The 13,798-nt window shown below is 35.0% G+C and carries 13 protein-coding genes; 1 reads left to right on the top strand and 12 read right to left on the bottom strand.

The window, feature by feature from the left end:
* Nucleotides 1-307 precede the first annotated feature (307 nt).
* From N0K80_RS04210 to N0K80_RS04180, 7 genes are all read right to left on the bottom strand, one after another.
* Nucleotides 308-1,681, bottom strand: coding sequence for an FAD-dependent oxidoreductase (locus tag N0K80_RS04210; RefSeq protein ID WP_269023878.1), 1,374 nt, complete (start codon nucleotides 1,679-1,681; stop codon nucleotides 308-310).
* On the bottom strand, nucleotides 1,678-3,198 hold the full coding sequence (locus N0K80_RS04205) for a helix-turn-helix domain-containing protein (protein WP_269023877.1): 1,521 nt from the start codon (nucleotides 3,196-3,198) through the stop codon (nucleotides 1,678-1,680). Before N0K80_RS04205 ends, N0K80_RS04210 begins: the two co-directional genes overlap by 4 nt.
* 514 nt (nucleotides 3,199-3,712) lie before the next feature.
* Entirely contained in the window at nucleotides 3,713-4,582 is an 870-nt protein-coding gene (locus N0K80_RS04200) for a methylenetetrahydrofolate reductase (RefSeq protein WP_269023876.1), read from the bottom strand.
* A 435-nt stretch (nucleotides 4,583-5,017) separates the two neighbouring features.
* Entirely contained in the window at nucleotides 5,018-5,503 is a 486-nt protein-coding gene (locus N0K80_RS04195; RefSeq protein WP_269023875.1) for a methylated-DNA--[protein]-cysteine S-methyltransferase, read from the bottom strand.
* Nucleotides 5,504-5,514: 11 nt separating this feature from the next.
* Entirely contained in the window at nucleotides 5,515-6,363 is an 849-nt protein-coding gene (locus N0K80_RS04190; protein WP_269023874.1) for a YitT family protein, read from the bottom strand.
* 135 nt (nucleotides 6,364-6,498) lie between these two features.
* On the bottom strand, nucleotides 6,499-7,686 hold the full coding sequence (locus tag N0K80_RS04185) for an iron-containing alcohol dehydrogenase (RefSeq protein WP_269023873.1): 1,188 nt from the start codon (nucleotides 7,684-7,686) through the stop codon (nucleotides 6,499-6,501).
* 153 nt (nucleotides 7,687-7,839) lie between these two features.
* Entirely contained in the window at nucleotides 7,840-8,304 is a 465-nt protein-coding gene (locus N0K80_RS04180; protein WP_269023872.1) for a DUF2798 domain-containing protein, read from the bottom strand.
* Nucleotides 8,305-8,478: 174 nt separating this feature from the next.
* On the opposite strand from N0K80_RS04180, the gene N0K80_RS04175 reads away from it, so the two are divergent.
* Nucleotides 8,479-8,847 carry a DUF1304 domain-containing protein gene (locus tag N0K80_RS04175; protein WP_330166148.1) on the top strand — a complete coding sequence of 123 codons (369 nt, stop codon included), beginning with the start codon at nucleotides 8,479-8,481 and terminating at the stop codon, nucleotides 8,845-8,847.
* 51 nt (nucleotides 8,848-8,898) lie between these two features.
* Here the strand turns inward: N0K80_RS04175 and dhaM are convergent, their stop codons facing one another.
* The 5 genes from dhaM to ade form a co-directional block, all read right to left on the bottom strand.
* Nucleotides 8,899-9,267: a dihydroxyacetone kinase phosphoryl donor subunit DhaM gene (gene dhaM / locus N0K80_RS04170; protein ID WP_269023871.1), complete on the bottom strand. Its 369-nt coding sequence runs from the start codon at nucleotides 9,265-9,267 to the stop codon at nucleotides 8,899-8,901.
* Nucleotides 9,264-9,848: a dihydroxyacetone kinase subunit DhaL gene (gene dhaL / locus N0K80_RS04165; RefSeq protein ID WP_269023870.1), complete on the bottom strand. Its 585-nt coding sequence runs from the start codon at nucleotides 9,846-9,848 to the stop codon at nucleotides 9,264-9,266. Before dhaL ends, dhaM begins: the two co-directional genes overlap by 4 nt.
* Nucleotides 9,849-9,863: 15 nt before the next feature.
* Nucleotides 9,864-10,859: a dihydroxyacetone kinase subunit DhaK gene (gene dhaK, locus N0K80_RS04160; protein WP_269023869.1), complete on the bottom strand. Its 996-nt coding sequence runs from the start codon at nucleotides 10,857-10,859 to the stop codon at nucleotides 9,864-9,866.
* 174 nt (nucleotides 10,860-11,033) lie between these two features.
* Nucleotides 11,034-11,897, bottom strand: coding sequence for a class II fructose-bisphosphate aldolase (locus tag N0K80_RS04155; RefSeq protein ID WP_269008040.1), 864 nt, complete (start codon nucleotides 11,895-11,897; stop codon nucleotides 11,034-11,036).
* A gap of 162 nt (nucleotides 11,898-12,059) precedes the next feature.
* Nucleotides 12,060-13,793 carry an adenine deaminase gene (gene ade / locus N0K80_RS04150; protein ID WP_269023868.1) on the bottom strand — a complete coding sequence of 578 codons (1,734 nt, stop codon included), beginning with the start codon at nucleotides 13,791-13,793 and terminating at the stop codon, nucleotides 12,060-12,062.
* Nucleotides 13,794-13,798 lie beyond the last annotated feature (5 nt).

Here is a 13,798-nt window from a genome sequence, read left to right as displayed (position 1 = left end):
ACCAAAAAAATTCAAATAAAATATGAAATATGATTAAATAGCCAAAATACAGCGTTTTCAATAGAAGTATCGGCCAATAAACATCTATACCAATTTTAATTTAAAGCAAAAAAAAGCTACTTAATTTTCATTAAGTAACTAGTTTCAGAAAATAAGCGTCCCCACACTAAATCTTCTTATCAATATTCTGTGTCCTAATCAATAAACTCCAGAAATCATTTATTTACAAGATTTATTATGCCATATAAAATAAAATAAAAAGAGTCAATATTTGAGTGTTAACTCACAATTATTGACTCTTTTTTCATTATTTACTGCTACGACAAGGTTTCATGGTCCTTGCTAATGCAACTTCGTTTAAAGAATTTAATGCTTTATTGTATGCTGGATTAAAATAAAAGTCCATTGTGGCTAATTTCGACATTGTCATGCGCATATTAACGGCTATTGACATCACATTAATCATATCTAACATATTATTTTCCGAATAAATTTGTGCACCAACGATTATTTCGGTATCTTTTTCGTAGATAACTTTAATCATCACGTTTGAACCATTTTTAACATAGTTATATTGGATTTTTTCCTCAATTGTGCTTGATATAACATTTAATCCAATATATGGTGCATTTTCTTCAGTAATACCAGTAGTCGCAACATAATGGCCAAATAACTTCGTTCCAGTCGTCCCTTGGGTTGTTTCAATCTTAATAGGTTTAATTAACCCGACACAGTTATACGCAGCCACTATTGCACCTTTTACGGCATTATTAACAAGTGGTTGATAACTTCGACGTTGGCTAACCGTTTGCCTAACTTCAACGTTATCTCCCGCAGCATAAATATTTTCGTCGCTCGTTTGCATATAATCATCAATTTTTATAGTGTTGTTCTGGTTAAGTTCAACCGCACCTCGTAAAAAATCATTGTTTGGCATTAATCCAACAGAAAAGACAACCATATCGCAATCAATTTCTTGATCAGTCGTTGAAACACTCATTATTTTGTCATTTTGATCAACATTAATAGAATGAACATCATTTTTTAAAATAAATTTGATGTTCTTTCCCTTTAGGTCTTCAATTAATCGATCACTAACTTCTTGATCTGCATAATGCATCAAGACGCCTTCCATTGCCTCAACCAGTGTTATCTCAACTTGCTCACCTTGACGTCCTTCATAAATTGAGCTGGCAAGTGCGAGTCCGGCGAGTCCGGCCCCTACAATTAAAATATGTTTACCCGTTGTATTCAATCGTTCTAGCGCATTTTTTGATTCTTCCAAATTTTTATAAAGAATAACGTCCGCGTTATCAATGCCTTTGATTTTTGGTTTAACAACTTTTGATCCATTGGCCAAAATTAATTTATCATAATTAATGTAGCTATATTGTTCTTCTGTATCAACAACGTATAATTGTTTTTCTTCAGTATTTACATTCAAAACTTCTGTTCCAAGTATCAGATTTATACCCTCAGCTCTCAATAAATCAGGCGTTGCGTAACTAGCATCTGCCAAATCATCAATCGTACCATCAAAATATAAATTAATCCCCGAAGAAATATAACTAACATTTTTTTTCATTTCAATAATAGTAACTTCTGCATTCGGGTCTGACTTTAAGATGGTTCTGGCAGCGGATATACCTGCATGCGTTCCGCCAATAATGACATATTTCATCGTGAATCCCTCTCCAAACTTTGCATGTTTATTTTCTTAACCTTATCAATTTCTAAAACTTCATTTATTACGTCGGCAATAGCTTCATCGGAACTAACGCCAATTTCAGACATGATATATAATGGTGATTCAAATTGTTGCTGACTAACGCCCATTCTGTTCGTTACAATTAAATCATAGTCTTTACCTTCTTGGCATGCTTCTACCTGAACGTTTAAAATACCGTGTAAAAGGCGTTCCATAATAATCATCGTTAATTTTTCCATAATTGGATCACGATTGATAAATAAACCTATTTTTAAGACATCATCAAATTCAAAATTTAAAATATTTAAAATATATAAATATTGGATTTGCAGATAATAGAGACTCTCCGGCGCGGTTAGCCCATTAAACTGGGCCACAGATTGGTAAGCGGCCAATAATTTTTGAATGATTAACCCAAAGTCTTCTCGCTCCAATGATTTACGATTAAATTCCGTGATTGTTCGATTATAAATGAAACTCTCACCCTTAAATATAGCTAACTTACTATACAAATTAAATAACGTATAGTTTATTTTGGTATCATTTTTAAAATACGTGTATTTCTCAATATCTCTCCAAAAGAAATTAATCGCGACATTGAGTGGTGTTTCTTTATCAATATCAACGTCTCTAATTTCTTCATACAATTCTGAATCATTTTTAATTAAATCAAATCCAATTAAAAAATAATATAACCCAATTGCATCTTCTTCGACAAACGAAAGAGCATATTTTTTTAGGAATCTAAAGAAACTTATTTTAACTTTACTATACGCTGGATTATTTTTAATTAATTCCCGAGAAACTGGTGTTAATGCCTCTTCACGTTGTTCTTTATATGAATTCAATCGAATGAGGATTTTAAGCCACAAAAAAACACTTAGTTTTTCGTCGTCGCCCCAGCCTAAGTCGTACTGCTTATTTAATACCTCGGTGTACGCGTTAATTGTCTTACTTCTTGATAAGAGCTCCGCACGATCCGTGAAGGGCATTACTCTAATAAAAAATAGATAATAAAAATAATTTAATTGAATTTTTGTTCCCACCAATCGGCGGTTTTTAATTTTCAAATCAAATTCTACTAATATCTCATTTAGTTCTTTAATTCGTCTTGTTATTGACGAGCCACTAATATGTAATTCATTTTCAAGATCAATAAGATTTAGTGTTTCATTCATGTACAAATACATGATTATCTTGTACTTGTAGGAATCCCTAAAAAAATCGTTACTGATATTAGATAAATTGGTCGTTCCATCTACGCTAAATTTGACATTATTGGCTTCCACTTCAAAAAAAACATGTCCAGATTCAACAAATTTTTCAAGTCTCACTTCAATATTTTTCAAATATATACGTAGTGAATTACCAGATATTTCTAATAGTTCTGTTAACTTCTTTTTGCTTAAATATCCACCATGTGTTTGTAGTAACTCTAATATTTGATTAGAAATTCTTTCCTGCTTATCTAAAAAGTCTTCCATATACATAAAAAAATCCCCAGCCTCATTTGACCATTTACCCAAACCGTTAAAAAAGGTCAATTTTTAATTTTAATGCTACTTATATGTTACCGCGAAATGAACTAAATTGGTATGAATAATTTTTTATTTAATTTAATCCTTGCATTTTAGATAAACAATTGTTATATTGAATGAGTAACCTAATCAATAAAACTCATTCAGTACCTCCCCCAAGGTCTGAATATCAAAATCAATCCCCCAATTGATTTTGACTGTTTTACCCTTTTCGACACTGTAACTTACGTTATAGTGTCGTTTTTTTTGTGCCTAAAAATAATGATTACTTAATATATAAAATTAATTTCAGCTAATTTTAGTCACACTTTCTTCATAATTACCTGTTATTATCTCTTTATACCTTAATTAAATAACTTTTAATTTGTTCCCCAAATTAAACTAACTAACAAGTAATTAATTTCTCCCCGGATTTTAATTACCCCTACTCCTTTCCGCTATTACCTTATCTGGTAATAGCGGTTTTTTATTTACCTTCTATAATTTCAATGATTGCTTGATAGTCTGACCCCGGCGTCACAAGGTGAATACCATTAAAAACTTTAGAAACTTCTTTCATTAGTTTGCGAGAATTCATGATTCCAATTTCACGCTCTTCACCAGTTAAGGCGGCTTGCCTCATTGTATCCATAAAAAGATCAGTTAACTCAATTCCTTGAACGTTCTCTTGAATAAATTGTGCCCGTTCAAAGGAGAGTACAGGCATGATGCTAACAAATATTGGTATGCTAATATCATTAGTATCTAGCCACGTTTTTAATTGCGTTGCTTTTTCTATTTCAAAAACTGATTGCGTAATGATAAAGTCCGCCCCAGCAGCTATTTTTCTTTTAATATCTTCAAACTCTAATTCTAAATTCTCCGCGTTGATATTAAATGCCCCACCCACTTTAAAACGTGTCTTAGTATTCAGCTGTCTTCCGGAAAGAGACGTGCCTGAATTCATTTTTTTAATGGCAGAAATTAATTGTTTAGCAGTCTTGTCGTAAACATTTGAAGCACCCTCGGTACGTGCCGGATCCCCCCTAACAACCATCAAATCATTTAAACCCACGGAACTTAATCCCATTAATTGCGACTCTAATCCAACTAAGTTGTAATCTCTTGTCGTCAAATGAATAATCGCTGGAATTCCTCGCTCACTGAGTTGATAACCAAGAAGTAAATTGGATATTCGTGCCATCCCTAACGGATTATCCGCAATCGAGAGCTTATCGATTTTCAAGTCACTGAGCGTCTTTGCTCCTTCAAAAAATTTAGTTGTCTCAAGTGTGTTAGGCGTATTCCATTCAACTAAAGTCACTTTATTCGTTTTTACTTTTTCTAAAAAATTCAATTTTAACCCCTCCAAACTGCCTTTTCATCTGTCTCATCTTGCAAAATAAATTATAAACTAACAAAGTTGTCACATCAGTATATTTTCAAACATAAACATGTATACTGTAAATATAGGCATAAAGCTAATTTATGTTTAACTTAATTCTACTATAAAATACGGTCATTTTAGTTTAAATGTTTCATTTAGATCTAACCTACTCCCCCCAGAGTCTCGAATAGATTAGTATTTTCATACCACTACTTAATAAGTAGTGGTATTTTTTCTTTTTAACGTCATATTTTCTTCACAACTACTTGTTATTATCTATTCATACCTTAATTGATAACTTTTAATTTGTTTCCCCGAACAAATTAAATAAGATAACCAACTTCTCCCCCGAAGTTAATTATCCCTACTTTTTTCCACCATTATCGTTCTTGATAATGGTGGTTTTTATTTATGTTCTATCTTCAACAATCGTTCTTTTATCTGAATACCACCACGATATCCGCCCAAACTACCATCTTTTCTCAAAACGCGATGACAGGGGACGACTATTAAAACTGGATTGCGTCCAATCGCTGTTGCCACCGCCCGAATAGCTTTTGGTTTCCCGACTGCTACTGCTAATTCAGCATATGTTTTTGTTTCCCCATATGGAATCAATTGGAGCTGTTTCCAGACTTCGTTCTGTAGTTTAGTTCCACTCGAATTAAAATCGATAGGTCCCGTGAATACTTGTAAATCGCCGGCAAAATAAGCCCGTAATTCGTCAATTACAGATTGAAAATAACGATCATTTTCTTCAAACTCGATTTCTGGATAGAATTCATTAATCTCACTCTTTATGCCATTTGGCGACCCGACAAAACTTAACCCCTGGCTAGTCATTCCCAGCCAATATCGTTCTGTACCATTAACCCAATTCATTAAATACATATTAAAAACTCCTATTCAATTCCGGATAAGTTAGCACCATGAACTTCTGCAATATTATATACAATGATAAATGCATTCGGGTCAATCTCATGCACTTTATTCAGCATTTGTTGATAGTTTTGATTTTCAACGATAATCATCAACATTTCCTTATCTTCACCCGAGTACCCACCTTTAGCATCAAAAATTGTGAATCCTCTATCTACGTTGGCATTAATGTCTTCTTTCAATTTATTCAATCCTACTTCGGTACTCATCACATATAAGACTTTTTTTCGGTCTAGTCCCGTTTCAATATAGTTCATAATAAAGTAAGTAATAACTAAAGAAAAAATAGCTAAAATAAAAGCTTCTGTACCCGAAACAAATATATTGAAAATACACACAATTGCGTCAATTACCAATAAACTGGACGCCGGCTTGATGTTAAAATATTTTTTTAATATCATTGGGGGAACGGTTGTCCCGCCACTAGATGCATCAATTCGGTAGAGAATTGAAATCCCTACCGCAAAAACTGCACCACCAACAATTACGGCCAACAATCTATCCTCAACCACATTTATTTGAGGTGTGATGGCTAAAAACAACGGTAAAATAAAACTTCCCATCATTATTTTTTTAGTCGTTGAACGATCCAACATAAAATAAGCTAAAATCAGTAACGCAATATTAATACTCAATAACACAATAGAAACATTCCAGTTAAAAGCCGTTTCTAAAAGAATGGCAATACCCGTTGCGCCACCAACTGCAACTTTTTGTGGTGCAAAGAAGAAATTAATGCTTATTGCAATAATTTCTAGCCCCATCAACATGAATAAAAATTGTATTAAATGCGGTTTTATCTTATTTATCATAAATACCTCTTCTCATTATCGATTTGTATACCCTTACTATTTAGCATACTGAAGTTTATTCCGGAAAACAAATTTAAACCTTACCAAACAAAAAAGCATCCAAGATTTTGGATGCTAAAGTGGAATATGAATCTTTTATTCGAATCCGTCTGTTGTCATTGTTGCCTTGTATAAATCAACTACATCGTTAACCGACATATCAACGTAAACGGCACTATCTAATTGGCCAACTTTAACAGCTGATTCAGCCATTACCTTAAAGTTAGTATCATCATTAATATCAACACCTGGTAATGTTGTTGGTACGCCTAACGATTTAACCCAATCATAAACTGCTTGAATAGCAATATCAGCAACTACTTGGTCGTTATCGTTTTGAATATGCCAAACATTTCGACCAAATTTTGCAAATTTAGCGACTGTTTCAGCGGATAAAACAAATTTCATCCATCGAGGTGTTATTATTCCCAATCCAACACCATGTGTAATATCATAATAGGCTGACAATTCATGTTCAATTGGATGTGACGTCCAGCCATCTTGATAGCCTAATCGTACAACACCATTTAATGCCATCGTTGATGACCACATTAAGTTAGCGCGTGCGTCATAGTTATCAGGTTCCGCAACGGCAATTGGTGCCCACTTAATAACGGTACGCATAATGCCTTCAATCATACCATCTGAGACATCATTATTTTTTTCTTTATCAAAATATTGTTCTGTTAAATGAGAGAATATATCAATTGATCCGGCAGCAGTTTGCCATTTCGAAACGCTCATTGTTAGAGCTGGGTCTAAGAATGAAACAGCAGGCGTATTAGGACCATAAGTACCTAGTTTGTCATTTGTTTCCGGATTTGAAATAACCGATCCGGCATTCATTTCTGTCCCAGTAGCTGATAATGTTAAGATATCGACAAGTGGTAGTTGCTTCATTTTAAATCGTTTTGTTGAATCGAGTACTAAGTCCCAAGGATCGCCCTCGTAAAATGCCGATGAAGCAATTACTTTAGAGGCATCGACAACTGATCCACCACCAACGGCTAAAACAACATCAATCTTATTTTCTTTAACTAATTTTTGACCTTCACGAACTGAACTAATTTTAGGATTAGGTTCGATGCCAGCCAATTCAACGATATTTAAATCACTTAAAATTTTCTTTACAGAATCATATAAACCTGAACGTTTAATTGACCCACCACCATATGTTAATAGCACATTAGGGCCAAATTGCGCAACTGCGTCATGTAATTCCGTTTCAATACGGTTTGAACCAAAACGGATATCAGTTGTATTTTTAAATTGAAAATCTTTCATAATTATAATCTCCTTTGTATTTTGAAGTTACAGTCAAGGTTCTTTTCAATGAACAGTTACATTATAACGCTTTCTAACAATTTCATTCCAATACAACCCTTTAATAAAAAAAGAATTTACCCTTTTACTGGTGAATTCCCCAAATATTTCCATTTAAGCTAACTTTTTTGCTTCATCTCTAGCATGAATCATGCTCAATATTTTTCTCGAAATTGGTCCTACAATAATCAATTGTAGAGGGACCGCAACAATAATATTACGTCCGATAGTAGCAAAATATGCAGACCAGAAATGAGCTGGCATCCCACCTTCAATGAGTAATCCATAAAGTGACATAAAGCCGACCATTCCGCAAATCATCATCCCCGAAATAGCAAGAATCATTTGCCACATTTTGTCATGATTTAGGGGTAACTTATCGGCAATTGCCATCGCAATTTTACCGACAACTAACACATCTAAAATGAAAGCGACAATGAATCCTGGAATAAAACCTAATAATAATGTTGCCACTCCTAATTTTCCGACTAATAATAAATTGTATGCGCTCATCACAAAAACCATCATTGAGCACATTAATGTTGTAAAAATAATTCCCTCTTTTGCATTCGTTGGCATAATTAACTCTCCTTAATAGTATTAATAGAGATCATATTACACAAAATCACTCGCCGTCATAAGTCTTTTTTTTGAATATTAAAATATTCTCATTGTAAGCGATTATATCGATTAATTGTACTCTGATTGTTGTTACGTTATACTATGTTCACAACTTATTAAGGGGAGATTATTATGTTAATTGCACTTATTTTATCTTGGATTGTCGCATTTGAGCATCTATTTATTATGATTCTTGAGATGTTTTTCTCAACTACCTCAACTGCTCAAAATGCTTTTGAACTAAAACCAGAGTTTCTAAACCAAAAAGAGGCCAAATCATTAATGGCTAATCAGGGATTATATAATGGCTTTATTGGTGTTGGTTTAATGGTTGTGCTCCTAATACTATCTGGTGCCGCACTCAAATCAATGTTATTACTTTTCACCGGATTTGTTTTTATTGCCGCCGTTTTTGGTAGTTTAACTGCTGCTAAAAAAATCATTTTAGTTCAAGGACTACCCGCATTGTTAGCATTCATTGCCATCGCTTTAGCTCTATAAGACCAACTCAAATAACGTCAATCTTAATTGATTGACGTTATTTTTTATCTCTTATTTAATTTTCAACTCGTCTAATTGCTTTTCAATAGATGCTAACTTAACATCCGCTGCTACCAAAGACGCCGCAGTGTAGGCACTTTCAACTAGCGCTGTGTCATATAAATGGACTATTTTATCTGAAAATTCCATTACCATATTTAAATTCATTTTTGCACTGCCTAAATCATAAAAAGCCAACAGTTCATCGGCTTCATTGTTATCAAAGGCGGTTTGGATTTTATTAAACGATGTCCCAACTTCGTTATCATCTGTTCCACCGGCAACCGTAATTGACACATCAGCAGCCACTTGATCTAACAATCGCTTAACGCCGGCAGCAATTTCAGGAACATGCGATACAATTACAATACCGTATGTCATTCGAGTGCCCCCGTTTCCAATAATGTCTCAAATAGATAGCCACTCGACATTGAGCCTGGATCAATATGCCCAATAGACCGTTCTCCAAGATATGAAGCACGACCTTTTGTTGCAACAAGTGCCTTGGTTGCTTCAACATCCGCGTTAATCTTCTCAACGGTTAATTGGTTTAATTTAATCACTTCAAGGGCTGGCGTCCAAACATCAATCATTGTTTTAGCACCAACATCTGAAGCACCACGCCGTTTGATGCCGTCTAACCCAGTTGCAATCAATTCAGCCGGATTGCTCGTCTCCTTACTTGCTTTAGCCATTTCAATAAAAGCCGTTCCGTAAAGTGGACCAGAAGCACCACCAACAGATTTAATAAATGCCATCGCCACATTTTTAAATAAATCTGATAATGTATCAAACTGTTGGTTTTTTAACAATTCTTGAATTGCTTCGGCACCTCGTGCCATGTTATTCCCGTGGTCACCATCGCCGATTGGCGTATCTAGTTCACTCAAATAATCTTTGTTTGCGATAATTTCATCTGAAAATAGTTGGAACCATTTTGTTGTATTTTCAATTGTTAACATTTTATGACCTCTTTCTTACCATGCGATTGTGTCTACTGTGTAATTTAAATATGATAACCATTCGTCATCTTCAATTTTGAATAGTGTTAAGGATATCCCGGCCATTTCTAGTGATGTCATATAGTTACCTACCTTAGTAAATGCAACTTCAACCTTTTCATCAGTTAATTGATCGAGTGTATCATTCATAAAAACGTACTGTTCCATTAATGGTGTTGCTCCCATACCATTTACCAAAACAGCATACTTGTCATTAGGTTTCATACCAAATGCATCTTTTAACTTGCTCAATAGTTCTTGTACCAGTTCTTTAGATGGTTTTAATTTTTCACGACGATAACCAGGTTCACCATGAATTCCTACACCATACTCGATTTCATCATCAGCAAGTTCAAAACCTGGTTTGCCAACTTCTGGAACAGTTGCACCACTCAACGCAACTGCAATTGTCTTAATATTAGGCATTACTTTTTGAGCAAGCGCATCGATTTCTGCTAATGTTGCACCTTGGTCTGCTGCGGCACCAACTATTTTATGCATGAAAATCGTTCCTGCAACACCACGTTTACCTTGCGTATATAGACTATCTTCCACCGCAATATCATCGTCAACAACAACCATCTTTACTTCGATATCATCTATCTCGGCCAATTCCTTAGCCATATCAAAGTTCATAATATCCCCAGAATAGTTTTTCACAACACAAAAGACACCTTTTCCATGATTAGCTGCTTTGATTGCTTCATAAATCTGGTCCGGCGTAGGCGAAGTAAATACCTGTCCGGCAACGGCGCCCGACAACATACCGGGACCAACAAAACCAGCATGAGCAGGTTCGTGTCCACTTCCGCCACCACTAATTATCCCCACTTTATCAACCATAGAAGCTTCATTACTTCTAACCATTGCTTCCGTGCCTTCAATTTTTTGTAAATATTGTGGGTAAGCTCTAACCAATCCGCTAACCATTTCGTTTACAACATTTTTAGGATCATTAATTATTTTTTTCATAATATCCCTTTCTTTATCCGTATTATGTACTCTTTCATTATATTGCAAACGGTTACAAACGGCCAATTAAATCGTCTTTTTCTTATTATCTTGCTAATATAATTAATTGCACAAAAAAAGAGCTCTCAAAATCAAAATGATTTTGAAAACTCTTTTTTAGCAGAACTAAATAAATTATTTAGCTGCTTCTGTACCGAACCATTCAATACGATCTTCAACAAGTTCAGTAATTGCTTTTGTACCTGGTGCGAATAATTTACGAGGGTCAAAACCTTTACCTTCTTGGTCTTTTCCTTCTTCAATATATTTACGAGTTGCAGCAGCAAATACTAATTGACATTCAGTGTTAACGTTAACTTTTGAGATACCCATTTTAACAGCTTTTTGGATTTGGTCTTTAGGAATACCTGAACCACCATGTAATACAAGTGGTGTTTCGATTACAGCAGCTAATTCTGATAAACGGTCAAGGTTCAAACCAGTCCAGTTAGCTGGGTATTGGCCATGAATGTTACCAATTCCACAAGCCAAGTAATCAATACCAGTAGCAGCAAGTGTTTTAGCTTCTTCAACATCAGCTAATTCACCAGCTCCGACGATACCATCTTCTTCTCCACCAATTGAACCAACTTCTGCTTCAACTGAGATACCTTTAGCATGAGCTAAAGCAACGATTTCTTTTGTTTTTTCTAAGTTTTCTGCAAATGGTAAGTCATGGCCATCAAACATAACTGAGTTGTATCCAACTTCGATACATTCTTTAGCTGCTTCATAGTTACCATGATCTAAATGCATAACAACGGGAACAGTGATACCCATTGATTTAACAGTATCTTGAACAAGGTGTAAACATAATTCGTATCCACCCATATATTTTGCAGCACCCATTGATGTTTGGATTAAAACCGGAACACCTTTTTCTTGGGCAGCAGCAAGAATACCGCGAGTCCATTCCAAGTTATTTGTGTTAAAAGCACCAACAGCATAGTTACCTGCACGTGCAGCGTCTAACATACTTTTACCATTTACTAATGACATTTGAAGTCCTCCTAGATAAATTACAATACGTTTGCATTGCATTTTTTAATACAGATATAGTTTAGCACATTTAATCATCAGATAAAACTTTCATTTTTTAAATAAAAATAATTAACACTTATTTTTGACCGGATGTGAACGATTATGACTGATTTAACGGTCTTACACGCTAACATCTTCAAATTCAAATCGACTGACATTAACTAATCCCATATCGGTAATTTTAAGTTCCGGAATTACGGCCAATGACATAAAGCTTAAAGTCATTACGGGATCAACATTACGATTAATTCCCAGTTCTTTATAGGCTACTTCGTTAAATTTTTCAAGTTGTGCCGTTACCCATTCTCCGGATTGATCACTCATTAGCCCGCCAATTGGTAATGGAATTGATATTAAGACCTGATTATTTTTCGTTAAGACCATCCCACCTTGAATATCTTTTAATGCAGTAACAGCTAAAGCCATATCTTGATCATTAGTTCCAGCCGTAATTAAATTATGTGAATCATGAGCAATCGAAATTGCAATGGCGCCTTCTTTAATTCCATAATCTTTCAGCACGCCGGTAAAAATATTCCCTGTTTCATGGTGACGTTCAATTACCGAAATCTTGGCAACGGGAATACTTGAATCGTAAACAAAGTTGCCCGTGGCGTCACGGCTAACATCGATTTCTCTATCTAATGTTATTGCTTCATTAGGAATAACTTCAATTGCATGTACTCGATTGCTTGTTAATGGTAGAACTAATTTATCTTGATTGAAATTAGCCAAGTGAACTGAGGACTGAACACTGTTGATAGGATAACTCTTGGTTTCCAATAAATAAGAACCGTCTTCAGCAACTTTTTCACCGGCAATGTAGACGCTCGAAACTGTCATCTCAGTTAAATCACTAATAATAGCTAAATCAGCCCTAAGTCCGGGTGCTATTGCACCTCTATCTTTAAGTTCACAGCACTCGGCAGTATTAAGTGTTGCCATTTGAATTGCAACTAAGGGGTCTACACCTTCTTCAACACAAATCTTCAAACTATTATCCAGATGACCCTTTTCAATAATTGTCTTCGCTTGAACATCATCCCCACATAAAACCGTTCTTCTAGAATTATTAGACGTCACACCTTTTAATAAGGTTCTTAAATTATGTGTCACTGAACCTTCGCGTAAAAATACATACATCCCTCGGCTTAAACGATCTTGCATTTCTTCAAGTGTTGAACATTCATGGTCATTTTGAATGCCCGCGGCAATATATGCATTTAAATCTTTCCCATAAACTTGTGGGCTGTGACCATCAATGCGTTTATTTAAATTTGTAGCAACGAGTAATTTATCGAGAATGTCACTTTCCGCATTGATTACGCCAGGAAAGTCCATAAATTCAGCTAATCCTTTTGTTTCTCCACTTGTCAGTGGCTCAATCATATCTCCGGCCGAGATAACGGCTCCAGAATTTTCCATTTTCGTTGCCGGAACGCATGAAGGCAACATATATTGAATGTCTAACGCGGTTTCTTTAGCTGCATTAATCATATAATCTAATCCCGTTAATCCAGCGACATTAACAATTTCATGTGGATCTGCCATTACCGTTGTTGTCCCATGAGGCACCATCAATCGCCCAAACTCTTCAGGAGAAACATAAGCTGATTCTACGTGAATATGTGGATCAATAAATCCTGGGGAAATAAATTCTCCACGAATATCAACAACTGTTTTACCATTGTAGTGGCCGCCAATACCCGCAATGACGCCATCAACAATGGCTACATCCCCATCCATTAAACGCGCATTATAAACATCAATAATCTTACCATTTGTTAGGATTAAATCAGCGGGAAGTCTTCCTGCGGCGACATCAATTAACTTCTTTAAGCGTTCCTTTTTCATTGTAT

It is taken from the genome of Dellaglioa carnosa (genome assembly GCF_026948345.1).
Lineage (GTDB): Bacteria > Bacillota > Bacilli > Lactobacillales > Lactobacillaceae > Dellaglioa > Dellaglioa algida.
This window is presented reverse-complemented; position numbering and strand designations above follow the sequence as displayed.

What these genes read in the sequence shown, in the direction of transcription:
- N0K80_RS04210 (WP_269023878.1), bottom strand. Translation starts at nt 1,681, where the DNA reads ATGAAATATGTCATTATTGGCGGAACGCATGCAGGTATATCCGCTGCC.
- N0K80_RS04205 (WP_269023877.1), bottom strand. Translation starts at nt 3,198, where the DNA reads ATGTATATGGAAGACTTTTTAGATAAGCAGGAAAGAATTTCTAATCAA.
- N0K80_RS04195 (WP_269023875.1), bottom strand. Translation starts at nt 5,503, where the DNA reads ATGTATTTAATGAATTGGGTTAATGGTACAGAACGATATTGGCTGGGA.
- N0K80_RS04190 (WP_269023874.1), bottom strand. Translation starts at nt 6,363, where the DNA reads ATGATAAATAAGATAAAACCGCATTTAATACAATTTTTATTCATGTTG.
- N0K80_RS04185 (WP_269023873.1), bottom strand. Translation starts at nt 7,686, where the DNA reads ATGAAAGATTTTCAATTTAAAAATACAACTGATATCCGTTTTGGTTCA.
- N0K80_RS04180 (WP_269023872.1), bottom strand. Translation starts at nt 8,304, where the DNA reads ATGCCAACGAATGCAAAAGAGGGAATTATTTTTACAACATTAATGTGC.
- N0K80_RS04175 (WP_330166148.1), top strand. Translation starts at nt 8,479, where the DNA reads ATGTTAATTGCACTTATTTTATCTTGGATTGTCGCATTTGAGCATCTA.
- dhaM (WP_269023871.1), bottom strand. Translation starts at nt 9,267, where the DNA reads ATGACATACGGTATTGTAATTGTATCGCATGTTCCTGAAATTGCTGCC.
- dhaL (WP_269023870.1), bottom strand. Translation starts at nt 9,848, where the DNA reads ATGTTAACAATTGAAAATACAACAAAATGGTTCCAACTATTTTCAGAT.
- dhaK (WP_269023869.1), bottom strand. Translation starts at nt 10,859, where the DNA reads ATGAAAAAAATAATTAATGATCCTAAAAATGTTGTAAACGAAATGGTT.
- N0K80_RS04155 (WP_269008040.1), bottom strand. Translation starts at nt 11,897, where the DNA reads ATGTCATTAGTAAATGGTAAAAGTATGTTAGACGCTGCACGTGCAGGT.
- ade (WP_269023868.1), bottom strand. Translation starts at nt 13,793, where the DNA reads ATGAAAAAGGAACGCTTAAAGAAGTTAATTGATGTCGCCGCAGGAAGA.